Origin of the sequence: Galbibacter sp. PAP.153 (assembly GCF_037029175.1) — a bacterium.
Classification (GTDB): Bacteria; Bacteroidota; Bacteroidia; order Flavobacteriales; family Flavobacteriaceae; genus Galbibacter; species Galbibacter pacificus.
Genome location: NZ_JAZEUN010000025.1, coordinates 1 through 19923, shown reverse-complemented (window position 1 = coordinate 19923; position 19923 = coordinate 1). Strand labels below are relative to the sequence as shown.

10 protein-coding genes are annotated in these 19923 nt (G+C 39.6%); all 10 read left to right on the top strand.

Features of this window, described 5'->3' with window-relative positions; all coding sequences use genetic code 11:
• Nucleotides 1–336 precede the first annotated feature (336 nt).
• The 10 genes from UXI14_RS15060 to UXI14_RS15015 all read left to right on the top strand — a co-directional run bounded on the left by UXI14_RS15060 (nucleotide 337) and on the right by UXI14_RS15015 (nucleotide 19498).
• Nucleotides 337–5457 (top strand): T9SS type A sorting domain-containing protein, encoded by a 5121-nt coding sequence (locus UXI14_RS15060; RefSeq protein ID WP_335966827.1) that lies wholly within the window; start codon nucleotides 337–339, stop codon nucleotides 5455–5457.
• Between the two features lie 143 nt (nucleotides 5458–5600).
• Nucleotides 5601–6941 carry a PKD domain-containing protein gene (locus UXI14_RS15055; protein WP_335966826.1) on the top strand — a complete coding sequence of 447 codons (1341 nt, stop codon included), beginning with the start codon at nucleotides 5601–5603 and terminating at the stop codon, nucleotides 6939–6941.
• 9 nt (nucleotides 6942–6950) lie between these two features.
• Nucleotides 6951–8069 (top strand): hypothetical protein, encoded by a 1119-nt coding sequence (locus tag UXI14_RS15050; RefSeq protein WP_335966825.1) that lies wholly within the window; start codon nucleotides 6951–6953, stop codon nucleotides 8067–8069.
• A 32-nt stretch (nucleotides 8070–8101) separates the two neighbouring features.
• The gene (locus UXI14_RS15045; protein WP_335966824.1) at nucleotides 8102–11788 is read left to right on the top strand and encodes a fibronectin type III domain-containing protein; all 3687 of its coding nucleotides are present in this window, start codon (nucleotides 8102–8104) and stop codon (nucleotides 11786–11788) included.
• Nucleotides 11788–12789, top strand: coding sequence for a hypothetical protein (locus UXI14_RS15040; protein ID WP_335966823.1), 1002 nt, complete (start codon nucleotides 11788–11790; stop codon nucleotides 12787–12789). Before UXI14_RS15045 ends, UXI14_RS15040 begins: the two co-directional genes overlap by 1 nt.
• Before the next feature lie 159 nt (nucleotides 12790–12948).
• The gene (locus UXI14_RS15035) at nucleotides 12949–15444 is read left to right on the top strand and encodes a hypothetical protein (RefSeq protein ID WP_335966822.1); all 2496 of its coding nucleotides are present in this window, start codon (nucleotides 12949–12951) and stop codon (nucleotides 15442–15444) included.
• A 42-nt stretch (nucleotides 15445–15486) separates the two neighbouring features.
• The gene (locus UXI14_RS15030; protein WP_335966821.1) at nucleotides 15487–15711 is read left to right on the top strand and encodes a hypothetical protein; all 225 of its coding nucleotides are present in this window, start codon (nucleotides 15487–15489) and stop codon (nucleotides 15709–15711) included.
• 4 nt (nucleotides 15712–15715) lie between these two features.
• Nucleotides 15716–16156: a hypothetical protein gene (locus UXI14_RS15025; RefSeq protein WP_335966819.1), complete on the top strand. Its 441-nt coding sequence runs from the start codon at nucleotides 15716–15718 to the stop codon at nucleotides 16154–16156.
• 168 nt (nucleotides 16157–16324) lie between these two features.
• The gene (locus UXI14_RS15020) at nucleotides 16325–16888 is read left to right on the top strand and encodes a transposase (protein WP_335966818.1); all 564 of its coding nucleotides are present in this window, start codon (nucleotides 16325–16327) and stop codon (nucleotides 16886–16888) included.
• Between the two features lie 273 nt (nucleotides 16889–17161).
• Nucleotides 17162–19498 (top strand): hypothetical protein, encoded by a 2337-nt coding sequence (locus tag UXI14_RS15015; RefSeq protein ID WP_335966817.1) that lies wholly within the window; start codon nucleotides 17162–17164, stop codon nucleotides 19496–19498.
• The last annotated feature ends 425 nt before the right edge of the window (nucleotides 19499–19923 follow it).

Sequence of the window (19923 nt, the reverse complement as noted above, 5' to 3'; positions counted from 1 at the left end):
GAAGCTTCCATTCAGCTTATGGCAAGGTTTCAACAAGACCAGAGTGATACTACACTGGGTAATAGGTAAGCTTCTAGAGTGGCAAAAAAACCAATATATATGGCTTCTTTGATAAATGTGTATATAAAAAGATACGGGCAGCGTCATACCGTTCCCGAAAAAGTGAATGTAATCCCACTCCGTAAAGCCTTGCAGGCAGGCCTTCTGACTTTGTGGAACTTATGAACGAAAAGCCAAAAACTATGAAAAAACAAATAAGAGAAAGCCACATTATAACCGGTACAACTACATTTTATAGAACTGGACTGGAAATTGTAAATATAAAATATTGATGGTATGAAGAGAGTATTACTTTTATTGGCATTTTTAAATGTATTGACAGTTTTTTCCCAACAATACGAAATTAAACTGTCGGGAAAAGCGATGAAAAACAAAGACTCTTGTAAAGAAACCTATATAGATTTTTATGTTTATTTAGAGAATGGGGATGAGATATATATGGGTAGGACAGATACTCCTGAAAACAAGTATGAATCTTATTTATTTGAACCAAAAATAGTTTATGATAAGGTTAGTCATATACGGATTAAAGCAACAAGGATTATTAAGAATAGTTGGGGAAATTGTAAAAAGGAAAGTGGGGAATCTGATATCAATCAGATAATATATGGTGATTGTGGAGTGTATATATGGGAACAATATACAAAAGAAGATGCAGGAATTTTATTTTCAAAGTTTTTTTATGGAGATCTAACAGTTAACTATAAACCAATTGTAAATTTAAAACGATCTGGAGAAACTAACATTGGTTATGACAAAGAGTTCAATATTTCTGTATTGTCAGGATCTGATGTATATGCATCACGCATTTATAATTGGCAATATTCGATTGGAACGTCGAACGTTTGGAAAAATATGCCTTCATGGACAAATGGGAAAAAGAGTTTTAATATAACCCCCAAGGATTTTTTGGAAGGAACTTTTTTACCTAAAGATGTTATCAATAAAGAAATATCATTTCGGATAAATACTTGTGATAACAATGATACCGATGCCATAAGCTATACCATTCGAAAATCAGCACCCTCCATTACAAATAATGTTGTGTATCAATCTACATGTTATGAAAATAGTGATGCTTATGTACGTGTGTTCTTTGAACGGCAAATAGGCCCCGGAGAATCTATCAGTTATGTGTTATACGATACGGATAAAGGAGCATTTACTGATAATGGTAAAACTTATTATGTCCCTACAGTAAATAAAAACAATATAACTGCATTCAAAACTTCAGGAGGCAAATATTATTTGGATATTGTTGGGATTCCTCCAAGTAAAAACTACAAATTTGAAATAATTGGCTACAACAGATATGGAAATAGTAATAGCGAAGAATTTAAGCCCGAAGATGGTAATGTGACCAACTCCGGTTATGAAGGGGCCGTTCTCTATACAGGTGATGGGACTTACAACATCAACATTGTTATTCCAGAGACACCAGCGGTTGAGTTTACAGCTTCTAAAATACAAGACATTACTTGTAATGGTGCTGCCAATGGCAAAATAAGGCTTTCAGCCAAAGGAGGGCTTACCGGAAGCTATCAATATAAAATGTATGGCGCAGGAGGTCGTTTGGTAAAAGATTGGACAAATTTCTCTAGTGGAGCGAATCATACCATTGCAATCGCAAAAGAGGATACATATAAAATCTTTGTAAGGGACTCCAATGGATGCAATGCTTTACAAAGGGGCAATGAAGGTAATATCACTACGGATGTAGATTCTCAAGAAATCCCCATCACCGAACCCCTTCCGTTGACCGCTTCTATAGTATACAATGGGGAAACCAAGGAACCTACGGCCCATGGGTTTACCGATGGAGTCGTTTCCATTAAGGCAAGTGGGGGGAACCATAACAACATCGGTTATACGTATACTTGGTACAAAGATGGATCAATCATAAACAACCCTGTTACATCTTCTTCCACCTCAGGAAAAGATGATACATTTACCTATACGGAACGGCTTTTAGACATCGGTGCGGGAAGATACAAAGCTGTCATTACAGATGCCAAAGGCTGTACAACTTCAGTTGACTATAGTTTAGGACAGCCCGCCCCATTAAAGGTCGTGATTTCAGTGGCGGCTCCTATTTCCTGTAACAGTGCCAATATTGAAACGGGGAGTTTAAAAACAGCGGACGGAAAACTAAAAGCAACAGCTTCCGGGGGCGTGGGGAAGTATATCTTCACATGGAAGAAGAAGGAAAACGGAACATGGAAAACAGTATACACCAGTCCGAAACTGGAAAAAGAGAGCATTTATCCGGTAGGAACGTATGACGGTATTGGGGCTGGGGAATATGCGGTCAATATCAAAGATGAAAATGGAATTATCATTGGGGAGTATAAAGACAATGCCTTGGAAAGACCTACTAATATTGAACACGAATTACAGGAACCTGACCCAATAATAATAAGTATTAGCCTAGAGGATGTGTATTGTAATGGAGGGAACAACGCATGGATTGAAGCGGGTATAACCGGAGGGACATTAAAAGACGGGGATACCTACAGATACGAATGGAGTAATGGGGAAACAACAAATAGGATAGAGAACCTTTATGCCGGGACCTATACTTTGTACGTATATGACTCTAACGACTGTTATACCACTAGGGAAGTTGTCATTGATGAACCCGATAAACCATTGATGGTAGAAGTGTTTGCCTATAAACAGCCCAAAGCCACCGGACTGACCGATGGTTACATCCAGTACAAAATTACCGGGGGAACACCAAAACCGAACAAAACATATAATTATCAATGGACAGATTCGGCCGGAAATAACCTAAATACCCAAGTAACCGATTCCTTGGCAAGCGATGGGTATTTTATCAAGCTTAACAACATAGGCAAAGGGACTTATAGCCTAACTGTCACCGATGCCAATTATTCCAAGACCACCAGTAACGTTGCCTGTAAGGCAAGCACCGTGTTCGAAATGGACGAACCAGATCCGCTGGAACTTACCATAGAGGAGACCAGGGTGATTTCCTGTAACGCATTGAACGAATATGGAAACTCATATTCTGATGGGGCATTGACGGCCCACGCCAAAGGAGGGGTGTGGTTACAGTCCGAGATTAACGATGGACTTCGTTACTATTATACCTGGAAAAAGAAAAATGCCAATGGGACATGGCGGGTGTTGACCAGCCAGACCGATAGTATCGCCGTTAATCTGGATGCAGGCGAATATGCCGTAAACATCAAAGATGCCAACGGGGTGGTTTTAGGAAATTATGGCAGTGACAACGAATTGGAAGAAGCCATTGACACGCTTTATACATTGGAGGAACCACCACTTTTGGAAATAAGCACGACCCAACAAAATGTATATTGTTATGCTGGTAGCGACGCCTGGGCCGAAGTTTCCATTACCGGGGGGACAGCTCCCTATGACATTGAATGGTCCAATGGGGATACAACTGCACGGGCAACCGAATTAAGCGCCAAGACCTATGAAGTCCATGTCACCGATGACAGGGGCTGCGAAGCGATTGCACAAGTAACGATTACCGAACCGGAGGCCCCGGTTTCTATAAGTTACCCGCAGTATAACAGGCCAACAAGCATAGACGCCAATGATGCCTGGATCGAAGCCGTGGTTACCGGGGGGACTTCTTTTGATGATGACACCTATACCTATTTCTGGGAAGACGAAGAAGGTACATTGTTAAATGCCCAGACCTCGCCAGAAATGGTAGACGGATCATATGTCATCCGGTTAAAAAACATTCCCGCGGGAACGTATTATTTAACCGTCCAGGATAAAAATTATGGGATAGCGACCACAAAACTGGGTTGTACCCATGCCAATAGCGAGTTTGTTATTGATGAGCCCATTGAAGCGGTTATCGAAATAGAGACACCCATATCGTGTAACACGGCAAATGAATATCAAGATCCGTTTAGCGATGGAGCCCTGATAGCACACATAACAGGGGGTGTTCCTTTCGAGAGCGGACTCCCGTACATTTATCATTGGAGAAAACAGAACGAAGCCGGGCAATGGGAAGATTTAACAGATCAATTGGACAGCATTGCCCTTAATTTAAACGATGGGAATTATGCCCTAAACGTGGAAGATTCCAAGGGAACGGTAATGGGGAGGTACTCCAGCGATAATTTAACAAAGGCCATCGATAGCACTTTTTATTTTAAAGAACCCGATCTGTTAGAAGTAAGTTTTACAACGACTGAGGTAAACTGCGATGCAGGAAACGACGGCTCGGCCACTGTACACATCACAGGGGGGGCACCGCCGTACACCATTAAATGGTCGAACGGACAAACCACACAAGAGATCAAAAAACTGATTGGCGGTAACTATTTCGTTTTTGTGACCGATAGCCGTGGCTGCGAAGTAAGCGGCAATGTGGAGGTGGCACAACCGGGAGGGATACGGTTTGACGTAGTCGTGCAAAAGGACCCGACCTGTTTTGAAGGCAATGATGGAGCAATACGCATGAATATCACCGGGGGGATCCCGCCGTATGAATATCAGTGGAATACAGGTGGATCAACCAATTCTATTTCAAACCTATCAAAAGGAAAGTACACGTTACGGGTAATCGACAGCCAAGATTGTATTGCCTACAAAGAAATTGTTTTGGAAGACCCCGAGCCCGTTTATATCGATTTAGGTAAAGACAGGACCTTATGCGACGATCAAGAATTTTCATTGGATATCGCCATTGACGATGCAGGGGCGGGTTATTATTGGGAATCCGATAACGGATTTACAAGTGCCGATCCGCAGGTAACCTTAAGTGAAGCCGGAATATACACCGCCATCATTACAACGGCTTTAGGTTGTGTTGGCCAGGATCAAATAGAAGTGAAAGCCAGTAGCGCTGTAATAGATGCCGACTTTTTGATTACCTCACAGGCCTTTGTTGGTCAAGAAGTGGTGTTGGTGAACGTAAGCAGTCCGTTGGGCGAAGGCACCGAATGGCACGTACCCGATGGGGTTACGGTTGTTTCGGAAAGCAACGAGGCCATCATATTAAAATTCAAGGAAACCGGATCCTATGAAGTCCGTTTGCGGACACTTGAAGGCGACTGTTATCAGGATTATACCAAACAGATCGTGGTGGAAGAGCCTACCGAACTGTACGATATAGGAGAGGCTGAACAACCGTTTTTAAAGAAGTTTTTGGTATATCCGAATCCCAATGACGGGAACTTTACCGTAAAGGTTGAACTGTCGGAAACCGCCGATGTGGCACTGCGGCTTATCAGTTTATTGACTGCCGATGTATCGGATACCAGAAATATGATAAACAGCAATTCTTATTCAGAACCCTACAGTATGGCATTGGCCTCGGGCACCTATATCCTGTTATTGGAAACCCCGAAAGGAAACGAAGTACGAAGGGTGATTATAAAGTAAAGTCGGAAAGTTAAATGTTGAAGGATTAAAGGGAAAAGAAAAAAAGTCATTTCGACCGGAGGGAGAAATCTCATATTCGTTAGAAGAAACAGTAAAATAGAATGGTGATTAATAGCAAAATCATATTAAAACTAAGATATTTCATGGGCATATTATTGCTTATTGTTTTCTCTTGCACCAAAGAACAGGCGGTTCCGGTGCAGGTGGATTATGATATTGTCGTGGTAAACGATGATTTTTCGGCTCCCGTGCAGGTAAAAATCAATAACAGGACCACAGGTGCAGATGCCTATCAGTGGACTTTGGAAGGGAGCATATCGAACACCATGAACACGAGCCGGAACCCAGGAACCATTGTTTATGAAGAAGGGGGCGATTACCTTATCAAATTAAAGGCCAGCAATCAAGATGGGGAAGCAGGGGAAAAATCTTTTCCGATAACCGTTTTTGATGGAATTGACCTCGATTTTGATGTGGCGATCGTAAAAGACGATTTTTCTCCCGTGGAAGTAAATATCACTAATAAAACTACTGGGGCGAGTACTTATGAGTGGACATTTGAAGGAGGGATTCCCGAAACATCAACAGCACAGCATCCTCAAAATGTAGTTTTTACAGCGCCCGGAGAACATATAATTATATTAAAGGCAAGTACCGACTTTGAAAGTTATTCGCAACAGCGCACCATTAGCGTAAAACCATATTTGGAAGCCGATTTCGGCTGGGAAGTGGCCTTTCAGGATGACGACTATCAGGCCCCGGTAACCTTGACAATGACCAATAACAGTATCAGTGCCACCGAATATCAATGGACTTTTGACAGGGGCTTGCCGCAGACATCAACAGAAGAAGCCCCTACCGCAACATTTGATACTCCCGGAGTGCATTCCATCACCTTAAAAGTAACCAACGGAAAGGAAACCAAGGAGGTTACCAAAACATTCGAGGTTTTCCCGGACACCAATTTGAGTACACATAAAAACGTAAAACTGGGCATCAATACGGCGCACAACAATAACAATATCGGAGCATTTTTCTCCACAACGACTCGCGAAGTATATACAAAAAATGGGGTATCGACCGAAACAGGAAAAGAAATAGATATCGTATTCTTTGGACTGGACGGCACATTTAGCTTTAACAAATTTATAGCACCCGACAAGGTCACCGAAGAAACTACTTTTTCGGCAATCCCGAATGCCACCCATACCAAGTTTATCAACACCCAAGAAAGTTGCAATTGCAGTGCTTCATTATCGGAGCAGGAATTTGATAGTATGGAAGATGACAGTTTGTTGCAAAATATAGAGATAGAAGAGACCAATGGGGGCTCCCAACATTTTACGGATGAAGTGATGCCAAGGATTGTTTTATTTGAAACAGCCGATGGACGTAAAGGGGCTATCAAAATAACAGCATTTATAAAAGAGGGAAGTGATTCCTATATATTGATCGATATAAAAACGCAAAAAGAATCTAATTAAAAATTAAAGATGAGAAACAAATTATTATTTCTGTTGATGTTTACATTATTACTTTCTTGCTCAAAGGATGATGAAACACCTGATGTTAAAGAAGTCGATAAAACGATTTGGGACATAACTGTTACAAATGTTTCGGCCACAACAGTGGATTATGAGGAAGGAAACTTTAACGGATTATCAAGTATTGCTATTGCATACAGAAAGAAAAATGATACTAAAATAAATCAGGTTTATGACGATGAGAACAGAGAAGTAGGGTTAGAACCATATACTGATTATGAGTTCTTTGCTTATGATACAGAAACAGGAGAGGTATCCGATAAAAAAGTGGCATTTACAACATTACCCTTTGATGTGGTTTTTGAAGAACAAAATTCTAATTTTTCTGAATACAATGTGGCTTCACATGAAGGCTTTGAACATGCGATTAAGTTGAAAAACATATCTCCAAAGGTCAATGCCATCAATGCGAAGCTTATCCCGGAAGAAGTAACAACCAAACCGGTGCTGTTGGAAAATGTTAGGATAGAAAACGACAGTCTTTATTTTACAATCCCAGAAAATATGATACCGGATGACCCCTATGAGATATATCGGACATATAATATCGAGTATACAGTGGGCAATGAACAATCGCTCAACTTAAAAAACAGTGATGATTCCAGGGCACATAATATCGTGATGGTTGTTTATAATAAAAAACCGCAAATTTTAGAATCGGTAATAACGAAGCTTGAAGCAGTGGACTATGCATGTGGCAATGTACCATCGTACAATATTGCATTAAGCGGAGCATTTATGAATGTCGACAATACTGGTGATGAAGGGCAAGGTTTTATCGAATCAAATAAAGTAAGAGTATTTGTTACGGATAAGGATACAGATGATTTCTTTTTTGTTGAACATTTAACTGATTTACAAAAGTGTTCATTTTTCTCAAGGTTAGGAGACAGGCCTTATGAAAATCCTTTTGGTTTAAATGTATACCATAGAATGGATCACCTTGTAATTAGAGGGCTTGAATCAGAGTATGAATTTCATCCCGGAGAATTTTCAATTCGGGTAGTCTTTGAACAAGGAGATGAATTTTATGAAACTAATGAATATTCTATCACGATAACAGAATAATCATAAACTAACAGTACGAACCTGATCCACCTATGAACACAAATTTCAAATATCAAGGCTTTAAGATCAAAAAGGGAAATTTCTTTTTAATGGTCCTGCTATGCGTATTGTTTTCAAAAAGTGGATTGGCCCAGGTCTATCCCGTACAGGTACACACGCAGCTTATCCCGCCCTACAGCTTAAAACTGTCCGATTACGTGACCGCACAGAGCGACAAGTTCATCGCCAACGTGCTCATGACCGACGTGAACGAATACAACAGGCAGCTCCGGTTCCGGCTGACCATCAAAGGGAACGGGCTCAATATCCGTTCCAATGATTTTGTCATCGGTGCCAATCCCGTCTTTGCCGATGGGGGCGTACCGCTCAGGCTCACCAATATCGACCTGCGCCCCTATTTCGAACTGCAGAACCTGCAGGGCATCACCCCGCAGCAGTACAACAATCCGTTACCCGACGGCAATTACAGTTTCTGTTTGGAAGTCTTCGATTGGGTATCGGGTCAACGGCTGTCGAACCCACAATTGGGGTGTGCCAATGTATACCTTATTGTCAACGACCCACCGTTTTTGAACCTGCCCAGGAAAGGGGATTTGGTAGAGGCAAAGAACCCGCAGAACATTGTTTTCAACTGGACGCCAAGGCACCTGAACGCCACCAATGTACAGTACGAGTTTGAGCTCCGGGAACTATGGGACACACAGATAGGCCCACAGGCCGCTTTCTTGGCGAGCCCGAACCTCTACCGGACCACCACCCGTAACAATACCTTGTTGTACGGCCCTGGGGAAACGCCCCTTTTGGAAAACAAGACCTATGCGTGGCGGGTACGCGCCTTGGTCAGCGATGGTATCAGCGAGACCTCGGTGTTCAGGAACAATGGGTACAGCGAAATCTTTTATTTTACGTATACTGCTGATTGTAAGCCACCTCAATTTATATTGGCAAAATCGCTCAGCAGCGACAGCGAGGAAATCACCTGGCAGCCCAACCTGGACCACCAGGCGTATAAGGTACAGTACAAAAAGAAAGGGGTGCGCGGTGCGGTTTGGTTCGATGTCAACGCCATCAACCCGCAGGCACGCATCTATAATCTGGAGCCGGGCACCACCTATGAGTTCCGTGTGGGCGGGCAGTGTATGCTACCCGTTGCCAATCAGGAACCGAGGTATACCTACTCGGCGGTACAGGAATTTACCACACCGATAAAAACGGCAGACAGTTACTATAATTGTGGCATAGCCCCCGAAATACGTATCAGCAACAAAACCCCGCTACCAAGCCTTGCTGCCAACGAGGTGTTCACCGCCGGCGACTTCCCGGTAACGGTAAAACAAGTGGAAGGGCAAAACGGAACTTATAGCGGGGCAGGTTATATTGTAGTGCCTTATTTGGCGGATACCAAGATAGCGGTGGAGTTCAGTAACATCCGTATCAATAGCGATTACCAGTTGTATGCTGGGACGCTTTACACCACTTATGACCCCGATTGGGGCAATGTGGACGATGTGAGCGATGAACTTGATGCTGTTGCCGAGATACCCAATGCCATCGGGGAGTTGGCGGATGTAATAGCAGATTTATTTAAAAAACGAGAGGAGGAATTAAAAAACCTGCAACAATTGCAGGATGACTTGACCAACGGCACCATTACCCAAGAAGAATTTGACGAGGGAGCCGAACAGATAGGGGTCAATGTAAAGGCCATTGATGAGCAGATAAACGGCACAGTAGCCGATAAAATCATTAACAGCCCTGTTGCAACCGAAGAAGAAAAGAAAGAAGCCAAAGATTTGGAACTTTCCCAAGATCTTGTATCAAAAGATACGGATGTTGACAAAGAACTGGCAAATCAAAAAGCTGTAAGTGAACGGCTCAATGAAATTGCAAGTGCTGTTGATGAGAGGACTGCTGAGGATACCAACATAGAAATTGCCTTTGAAGATTTTGAAACTTTTGATGATCCAATACCAACAGATCAATCAACAATCACCTATATGTCCCCGGCAGGGGTCCCCGTTATTTTACCAAAAGATGCTACCCCACATTTTTTAAAGGAGAATAATCTAAATGTACCTTATGGGGTATTAAGTGGCTTTACTATTAAAAATGATACGGTATTATACAAAGGCTACCATAAAGAAGGAAAGTTTACAGGTTATAAAACCTCTAAAGGAAAGGCTCCTTATCAATTTTCAAAACCAACATCGACTACAGTTGTAGCTACCATTATTCAACGTATCCCTTATCTTGACTGTAATTATTTTGTAGTAAAAGGAACATATCAAGCAACATCAATAAATACAACAGGAGAAGGTGATTTAATAACTAAATTATCATTTACCGGCGAACTGGAGTTGGTTAAAGATGAGAAACTAGCCCTTTATAATGAATGTCTGCCCGATATAAGTAGGCTTGCCTATGATGAATATTTATGGGGGTATTACAATTTTTATGGCAGGGGCGGCTTCTTGCGCTTTACCCAAGCTGAAAACGGGGAGTTAACCTATTTATATGCCGTTCCCGAAGGCGAAAACGGGAGCATGGTAGGTTGGCAGTATTATACCGAAAGTAAACAATGGTACATCTTTAATGAACCGCCGCGTGGTTGCCTGTCCTGCGACCTGTATTTTCTGTTTGGGGCTATCTTTAGTAAAGACGCAGGGCACATAGCATTAGATGCAGCTGGTATGGTTCCCGGATTGGGTGAGGTTTTTGATGCCGCTAACGGGATCTGGTATACCATAGACGAAGAATATGGCAATGCGGCCATCTCGTTTGCCTCTACCATACCGTTGGTATATGCAACTACCGTTAAAAACATAGGTTATGCCGTAAAGTTGGCAGATGGCACCTACCAAGTACTAAAATTCTCGTCTAAAGAAGCCGAAGGCTTGATAAAAACTTTAAAAGACCTTAACTTAGATACGGATGCTTTAAAACTGTTAAACAAGGATTTAACCGACAAGGCTTTTGCAACGGCTATAAAAAATAATCCTGAATTGTTAGAGGCGTGGAAATTGCTCAACAATGCAAGGAGAACAGGATTACGAAAGGACATAAAAGCGCTTACATCCATAGCTGAATTAAGAAAAAGTACAGCATTTAAAGCACTAGGGTTAAATGATGAAATTCTTACATTTATTAAAGGTTCTCAAAATTTAGCATATATCGATATTATTAATTCACTACAGAAGTTCGGAAATGAGGTATCTTCTAAATCAATTAAAATTGAGAATTTTAGATATGTGCTTTCCGATTTAAAAAGAGGAGAAAGTTTTAGTGAGGGTGCTGAATGGATCACAAGATATCTTGGAGATAATGCTACTGATTTTACCGGTAAAAGTATAAAATTTGAGGAAATACTAAAGACGAGTGAAAACATACGTAGGGTCGATGTTATAGACCTTTCAGATGTTGACAATTTCATTTTCTACGAATTCAAATCGGTAAAGGATGTACCTCCAGGTCATTTTAAAGAACAATTTATAAAAGATTTGGAGATTGCAAAAAACTTAGACCAAATAAAATGGCTGTTTGACGGACGAAAAGCACCGCCTAATTTTAAAGAGAATATGCTTAAAGCAATTGATGAATTACCATTGACAGATCAATTAGCAAGAAAGTTCCTGCCAGGAGAGTTAAACCCAACTCCAATGAAACTTAGAGAGGAGATAATCTCTCAACTTGAAGAAATTTTTAACCTATATAGCAACTAATGAAAAAGATTAATCAAATTAAAGGTGCTGAAAGCATATTTACAAATAATAAGGTTGTATTTATAAGAGGCGAGAATGAGATTTTAGCTTCTAATATTATTTTTGTTAAAAATGAATTTCAGCTTTTTAAATCTACCTATTTCATATATAGATATAAAGATGAGGAATTAGAGGTCTTCAACATAAATACAAATAGCTTTGATAAGTATTTTGAAAACTCTAATCAAATAATAGGCTCTTTAAAAAACTCAAAAGAGTTTTTACTTGTTGAAAAAACCAGTAATACCTTGCATAAGGTAGTTGATTTTAAAAACAAGTTTTCTTTTGACTTTAATAAGGGAATATCTATATTTTACGATGATATGTTGATCTCTACAAGTGGCATATCTTATACAAAAAAAAATAAGATTGAAGTTTTTTCTATCGACAGCATAAACGCCCCCCTATGGCATTATAAACTACCTGAAGATTTTACCATATTCGGACCTCCACAAGTAATAGAAGATGTATTGTTTTTTAAAGCAACGAAGGAAGTAAATAGATATAAAAAAGTAATTGGGCTAAATATTAAAACTGGCGAGGTCAAATGGGAGCAAAGTTATCAGATTCCATATCATGAAAATAATATTACTTCTTTAATTAATCCTGAGAACAACTTATGTTATGGTTATGGAGAGTCTCAATACCAGATTTTTAATCCTTTAACTGGAGTAATTGTCTTTGAAAAAGACATGTCAGAATATTACGCAAAAGGAATAGCCCCCAATGTGTACCGAAATGCCATATTCAATAATAAGTTATGGTTTGTAAGTGGTCGAGGCGAAAACGCAAAATTTGGAGCTTTAAATATTGCAACCTCCGAAATTGATTTTGTACAAGATGCCCCATTAGAAAATGATGAACAGTTTGAAACTCCTGTTTATCATGATGGAAAACTATACTTGTTAGATACTGGCAAGACACTACATATTTATGAGGATACGCACAACAATATAAACTGATTAATCACAAAAACTACCCAAAGGTAAAAGTGCAGCCATGTGAATAGAACTCTAACAAATGCACAAAATAGATTAATAGCAAATAAATTTTAAAAATGGAGACGAGGTTATTCATAAAGGAAGAAATTATAAAAGTAACCTCGAAAATAACAGGTTACAATGGTTAAGAAATTATTATACATACTGGTTTTTCTATATAGTACATTGTTATGTGCTAAAGATATTCCTGCAAATATTGAGGCACAATACAATTATTTGACAGCGCGAAACGCTTCCATAGAAAATTCGATAGAAGGAACAAAAAAGCCATGGTACATTATCTTGAAGGACGGAAACCTGTCCGACCTAAAAGCGTTGATTAACGATATCGATGTTAATTACGAACGTTTACGGATAAAATCGGGATTACTTGCTATAGATGAAATCCAGGCCAAAACCATTAATGACTATTTAACAACCATTAACGCAAAAAATTTACTTGAGCTGTATGTAGCACTTGAAGACGGAAACCCCATAGTAGTGCCCATTACACTAGCAAGCGGGAAATACACCGAAGAAGATTTAAAAGATTATTATCAAAAATTCTTGGATAGTACACCCACAGCTTCTGCAGAAGGGTATGATGCTCAGGTTATTAAACAACAAATAGAAAACCGGTTTCAACACGATAACTCACTATTAACCAATTATGAGAATAAACTATCCAGCGAAAAGGGCTATAAAATTTTATTGGTAGAGTCGTTGTCGTTATTGAAGAACAAAGCAGATGTTAAGTGGAAGGTATCGTCGTTGTTTTCCTACACCAATAAAGGCAAAAATCCAATTGATAAGGAAGCGCTAACTGAAATTTTAAAAATAGATAATAAAACATATCATGCCGATAATTCTATAAACAAGCTGCTTAAATACAGTACCAATTTCTACAAATTAGTGTATGGGGAACTGCCAAATGGCGAGGCAATTGTTAATGAGACCTCAATAAAAAAACCATTTGAATCAACTATATGTGATTATCTTCCGGAACACAGTACAGTAGATGAATATGGGGTAAAAGAGGCAATCAAAAAATTAAATACTGCACATGGGAAGCGTAATGCCATAACTGATATTGAAACTCCACGGAGTAAAGGCAGTTTTTATCACCTGGTAAATGTTTCAGAAGGAGATTTAAGCGGGAAAGCAGAAGTTATAGAAGATAAACTGTACCTGTTAAAACAAAAAACAGGAGTTGACTTTTATGTGGTGTTCCAACCTGTGGCCGCAAAAATGAATTTGCAAGCTCGGGAGGAATTTGCGAAACAAGTACTGGAAGGAAGTGATTTAAAAGGAAGCGGTCGTACAGTACTTATAACCGTTCCTTTTTTAGATGTATCACCTACGGCAAGTCTGACAACTCTTAGTTGTGTCCAACCGGGGTTTGTACAAAGTTCTTCATCTTTAATAGCCTCGCAGAGCTTTAAAGAAGCAACCGATTTGTTCAATTATGTGCTTGGGGCGTTTAAAGAAATCGAGAAACCGGTGTATTTGGTTCGTTATTTTGAATCGGTAACAGGAGAATTGGTATCCTTAGAATATAGATCAAATACTGATGTAAAAGGATTAAATTATATTAATAACATCCAATATTTTCGTTCTCAATATGCCATTGATAAGAATAATTTAGAAACAGATTTAATATTCTCAATAGCGGGAACCGGTACCAGAGAATTAGATACAGAAAATATTATTGAGACCCAAAATAGGATAAAGCAGGTAGTCGAAGATGGAATAATTGCAGAAAATCAGGCTGGTTTAGATGTTAATAGCAACATCTGGGTTCAGGAAAAAGCGGTAGCCTCTGAAAATGTAGGTTTGTTTAGGGAACCTTATATGACCGATGCGGACTTGGTAAACCAATTTATAGAGAAATCCTCAAAAAGCTGGGCCTATGGTGTTAAATTTAGTATTGTCTTTAATAATGGAACACTGTCCAGGGAACATTTCTATAATATAGATAACTTCTCTGTGATAGACCCTATAGTTTATGGTATAATTGATGTAGCAGGCTTGATTCCGATTGTTGACAATTTTGCCGACCCAACAGGGATGTTATATGCAGGGTACAGGAACAATACCGAAAATGTTATGGCATATTCCTTTGCCAGTGCCATAACAGGGGCAGGTGCTTTATATTTCAAAGCAGGCGGGGATGTTTTTGGGGTAGTAGCCAAATTGGATGATGCCGGTAACCTTAGCTACGCAGCAAAGAATATAAAAGGAGAGATAGCCGAAGACGAACTACAATTAACAAGCAGTTATGTACGGCAGAAAAATGTAACAGAAGAGGCCCTGACTGAAATACAAAAACAACAAAATGATGAGTATATTAAGAGTTTGATTCTGGCTAAAAAGGGCGGAAATAAAATAATTGATGTCACAAATGCTACTGAAAAACAGCTTGATGAAGTTTTTGCTAATCTTCAAAATGAATCTCCTTATAAATATATTCCAAATACCATAGAACATAAAGCGGATAGGTGGGCTCAGTATAAAATAGAAAGAGGTGCTGAAGCTAAAGATTATCAGAATTGGAACAACTTGTATAATGCAAATATGGCCAAAGCAACGAAAGCACACGAAGTGGCGGATGAAGTAATGGCCTCTATTGGATGGTGAAAAAGAGAAGTAACGGTTCAAGCTGGAAGTTATAGTAGAAGAATGGACATTGCAGATGTTAATTTAAAAAAGGGAGTTGAAGTTAAATCGTATGAGACAGGTAAAGTTTATGCCACCCAAGTTATAAAAGGAGAATTAAATGCAGATAAATATTTAATTGATAATGATTTTTGGCAAATAGAATGGATTTTTAAAGGATGTGAGCCAAGTAAACCGTTAAAAGAATTGTTAGAGGAAGCACAAATCTCAATTAAGTTAATTAACTAATAATATGAAAAATAAAAAGGAATTGGAAAATGATTTTGAATGGTGGATAACTTGTATCCCAGATAAAATAGAGCGTTTGGAAGAATTAATACCACCCAGTATTTTTTCTCAATTAGATTATTCATTACAGTCACTTAATATTCTTGGAAACTATATTATTGAAAAAATACAAACGGTGAGTAATCTTAAAAATGAACAAGAGTTATGGGATTGTATTGCTAGTTATGTTGGGACTTGTTACAGGAGAAATGTTCCGACTGCAAAATGGAGAGTTGAACTGGAAGATAAGAATAATCTTTTTTATGGAGTACCTGCTCTAAGAACAGATGCCATGACTAATTTTTATCCTAAATATGAAATCACTACAATGCTTGATAGGAAAAGAGCAGATTTTTTATATGCAATAACCAAAAAGCATAATGAGTTGCAAAGAGACAGTATATAAAATTTAACTGTTAGGGCTGGAATTGTTGAAAAGGCGTCATCAATAAACAATTATGATAAGTACTAATAAAAAGGTAAAAATGAAATAATACCCCCACTACCGCACGATTGCATCGTGTGGAAGGGAAGATGAAACGGAAACAAAATTTTAAAGTAAGAAACATTGAATATGAGCCGTAATTACAAATTCCATAATCCTGAAGGGCTTTATTTTGTGAGTTTTGCAGTAGTTTATTGGTTGGATGTTTTCACAAGGAACAATTATAAGGACATAGTGCTTGATAGTTTAAAATTTTGCCAAACACAAAAAGGCATGGAGATAATAGCCTGGTGCATTATGACCAATCATGTACATTTAGTTTTTAGGGACGGGAAGGGGGAAAAGCCTGAATTGTTGCTTGGGGATTTCAAACGTTTTACGAGCAAGGCTTTGGTACGGGCCATACAAGAAAACCCAAGGGAAAGCAGAAGGGAATTCTTACTGAATAATTTTAAAAAAGCAGCTCATGGAAGTTCAAACGTAAAACATTACCAGTTTTGGAGGCACGACAATAAACCCATTGAACTGTGGAGCAATAAGGTTATAAATGAGAAGATCGTTTATGTACATAACAACCCGGTAGAAGCTGGTCTTGTTTTTAAAGCTGAAGATTATGTGTATAGCAGTGCTATTGATTACGCAGGAGAAAAAGGGCTGTTGGAAAATATTACAAAATTTGAATATTATGGTTAATTGTGAAATACCGCAGGATTGCATAGTGTGGGGCAGAGCAAAAAACGTAACGAAAAATGGAATTGAATTAAAACAGTTTAAAAGATGAGCCGCCCCCGCTAGCGCGATCGTCTTGCTCGTGCCAAATAAGAAGAAAAAAGGAAAATATGATAAAACATCAATAAACCAATATAAAAGCTGTAAAGATAAACCAACCCTAAACAGAATAAATAATAATACCATAATGTAAAGATTATCTTGAAGCAACAACTACTCTGCATACTGCTTTTTTTTATGGCTGGTATTTCTATGGGCCAAAGTGTCGATCTGGAACAATTTGGCCAGGAAAAACCACTAAAAGTAACCGGCAACATATCCGCCAACAGCGTGTACTACAACTCCAACCAAAACAATGCCCGGGAACCGTTCACCTACTTTTTACAGGGCAGCTTAAATGTGCAGTTATATAGTTTTACCATCCCGATAAGCTATAGTTTTACCAATCAGGGAAAAAAGCTGGATTATCAGGTACCCTTTAATTTCAACAGGCTCAGCCTGCACCCCAAATACAAATGGATCACGGCCCATATTGGCGATGTAAACATGGCCTTTTCGCCCTATACCCTAAACGGGCACCAGTTTACCGGAGGTGGCGTAGACCTTACACCCGAGGGGAATTTTAAGGTAAGCGCCATGGCGGGACGGCTCCTAAAAGCCACCCCGGACAATGAGGATCCGCGAACGGTACCTGCGTACAAGCGAATGGGGTACGGGCTAAAAACCGAGTACGAAACCGAGAAATATTCGGTAGGTGTTATTGGTTTTTACGCCAAGGACGCCATTAATTCCATCGATTCGGTCCCGGAACAGAAAAAAGTGCTGCCAAAGGAAAATTTAGTGTTGAGCGTGGAAGGGACCTATAAGATCAGCAATAATCTTGACGTGTTCGCCGAATATGCCTCAAGTGCCCTTACACAGGATTTACGGGCTCAGGATGGGAGCGGTGGCAAAGGCGGCCTTGCAGGTTTGTTGTTCAACGGTAAAACGTCTACCGAATATCATACGGCATTACGGGCCGGTATGAACTATACGTTCGACCAATCCTCCGTAGGGGTCGCCTACGAGCGTATCGACCCCGGGTACGAAACTTTAGGGTCTTATTATTTCAACAACGATTTTGAAAATATCACCCTCAACGGGGCAACGGCGCTCTTGGACAACCTTTTGAACCTTACGTTTAACGTTGGGTACCAAAGGGACGATTTAAACAACAAAAAAGACAATGCCACCAGCCGAATGGTGGGGTCGGTGAACGCAACGGCCAATGTGAACGAGCGATTGAGCATTACCGGATCGTACTCCAACTTCAGGACCTTTACCAATGTAAAGGTGAACCAGTTTGACAATATCAACGACGATAGTTTGTTGGATAACAACCTGGATACCCTTGATTACAAACAGCTCTCGCAAACGGCCATGCTGGGGATAAACTATGTAATATCCCGAAAAGAGAACCTGCAGCAAAGCATCAACTTCAACTACAATGTAAACGATGTGGCCAATGAACAGAACGGAGTGGTCAGGATAGGCGACGCTTCTATTTTTCATAATTTCAATACGGCCTACACCATGGGTTTCCCAAAACAACAACTGAACGTTACCGGGGCCCTGAACGCCACGTTGAACACGATAGGAAGGGAAGATGCCACGACCTTTGGCCCCACATTGAGCGTAAATAAAAGCTTTTTGAAGAACACATTGAACACGGGCCTGTCTTCTTCATACAATACAACGGACAACACGTCCGGGAAAACATCAATGGTCAACATACGGGCCAATGCCGGGTACAGGCTGTTGGAGCGGCATAACATCAATTTGAGTTTGATACAGCTTTTCAGGGATAACAATTATCAGAAAAGCACAGGAGGTTTAAGTGAGTTTACGGCCACTTTGGGTTACAACTATTCCTTTAATTTGCCCCCGAAATTCAAAAAGAAGAAAAAGGATAAAATATTTAATTTTACCTATCGCGAATATTATTTTGAAGGGGCACACGATAGCATAAGCCCGCAGGTGTCGGCAGTTTCAAAAGAAGAAAAATTCAGGGCCATTTTAAATATCAAAGGTATAAAGTCCAATTTGAAATTTTTAGAAGGGATTATTTATCAAACAGAAGACGATAGCGACAAGAGATACAAGGAAGCTGCCATGGATTACTTGAAGTATTTATACGATCATAAAGACTTTCTGGACACCTATAACGAACTGGCATTTAAAGGGCTTAAAAAACTCTATGAAGAAGCAGTGGAAATGAACTATGTGGTAGAAAAAGAATATTTTGCCCTGCAGGCAAAGGTAAACAGTGCCAAAACCAAAAACGCAAAGGATATAACAGAACTGAAAGTGAGGGAAAAACGATATGTGGCCCATACCTATATGATGGAACAACTGCATACCATCCATTTTGATAATATTTTAAATGCCGACCCGCCATTTAAGGAATTTAAGGACAAGCACATCTCCAAAGTATTCACCATGCTCGAAAACGGAAAAAGCAGGGAAGATATCCAAACATACCTGGAAATACAGTTTGCCGATATGTATCATAAAAAGGCTCTAAAAGGGCAGTAAGTCGACATAGAATGTTTAAAAAGAGCTTTGATTGCTACTTTTTACACTAAAAAGATCGTTTTTGATAACAATAGTATCGTTTTATGTAAACGATTATTGAAAATTCTATATTAATTTTACCCCTATAAAAACAAGCTCCCCCAAACAATTTCACTTTATTGAACCGTAAGTCCAAGTTGCGGACATACTTCAACGTGAAAGGCAGAAATGATCGTGAACTGGTACGCAAGGCAAAAGAAATGGGGTTTATTTAAAAACCGCCCCCTCGGTCCTTAAAAAGACTGCTCTGCGCCTTCATCTGGACATACAACACCTTAAAATGTTAAAAAACGGCTTATAATTATACCTTTTGAATAAAAAAAGTATTCGGAACGGATACCGGCTTTAACATCCGGGATTGTAACTTTATACCATGTAAAAGCTGC

Bases quoted from the DNA above. Each gene is read 5' to 3' on its own strand.
- UXI14_RS15055 (WP_335966826.1), top strand. From the start codon at position 5,601: ATGGGCATATTATTGCTTATTGTTTTCTCTTGCACCAAAGAACAGGCG.
- UXI14_RS15045 (WP_335966824.1), top strand. From the start codon at position 8,102: ATGAACACAAATTTCAAATATCAAGGCTTTAAGATCAAAAAGGGAAAT.
- UXI14_RS15015 (WP_335966817.1), top strand. From the start codon at position 17,162: ATGGCTGGTATTTCTATGGGCCAAAGTGTCGATCTGGAACAATTTGGC.
- UXI14_RS15060 (WP_335966827.1), top strand. From the start codon at position 337: ATGAAGAGAGTATTACTTTTATTGGCATTTTTAAATGTATTGACAGTT.
- UXI14_RS15030 (WP_335966821.1), top strand. From the start codon at position 15,487: ATGGACATTGCAGATGTTAATTTAAAAAAGGGAGTTGAAGTTAAATCG.
- UXI14_RS15040 (WP_335966823.1), top strand. From the start codon at position 11,788: ATGAAAAAGATTAATCAAATTAAAGGTGCTGAAAGCATATTTACAAAT.
- UXI14_RS15035 (WP_335966822.1), top strand. From the start codon at position 12,949: ATGGTTAAGAAATTATTATACATACTGGTTTTTCTATATAGTACATTG.
- UXI14_RS15025 (WP_335966819.1), top strand. From the start codon at position 15,716: ATGAAAAATAAAAAGGAATTGGAAAATGATTTTGAATGGTGGATAACT.
- UXI14_RS15020 (WP_335966818.1), top strand. From the start codon at position 16,325: ATGAGCCGTAATTACAAATTCCATAATCCTGAAGGGCTTTATTTTGTG.
- UXI14_RS15050 (WP_335966825.1), top strand. From the start codon at position 6,951: ATGAGAAACAAATTATTATTTCTGTTGATGTTTACATTATTACTTTCT.